This window comes from Cupriavidus sp. SIMBA_020, assembly GCF_046535395.1.
Taxonomy (GTDB): domain Bacteria; phylum Pseudomonadota; class Gammaproteobacteria; order Burkholderiales; family Burkholderiaceae; genus Cupriavidus; species Cupriavidus campinensis.
Map to the genome: position 1 here is coordinate 1 of NZ_JAWRWU010000129.1, position 381 is coordinate 381.

Genomic DNA, 381 nt, shown 5'->3' on the forward strand with positions numbered 1-381 from the left:
CAAGGAGACCGTCAACGATGAGTCGCAAGGCGTGCGGCTCGCCAGAATGCAGGCGCTCGCGAAGTATTGGGGCACCGACTACGATTGGCGCAAGGGCGAAGCGAAACTGAACGCGCTGCCGATGTTCATGACGCAAATCGACGGCCTCGACGTGCAGTTCATTCACGTGCGTTCCCGTCATGAACATGCTCTGCCGCTGATCATGACGCACGGCTGGCCCGGCTCGATTTTCGAATTGATCAAGGCAATTGGACCGCTGACCGATCCGACCGCTTATGGCGCGAGTGCCGACGACGCGTTCCACGTCGTGGTGCCTTCGCTGCCAGGCTTTGGCTTTTCGGGCAAACCTGCGCAGTCGGGCTGGGGCTCGGACCATATCGC

General features: G+C 60.9%; 1 protein-coding gene. It reads left to right on the forward strand.

Going from position 1 to position 381, the window contains the following annotated elements; translation table 11 throughout:
- A partial coding sequence (locus tag SB751_RS28475; protein WP_410748849.1) for an epoxide hydrolase family protein occupies positions 1-381 on the forward strand: 381 nt, incomplete at both ends.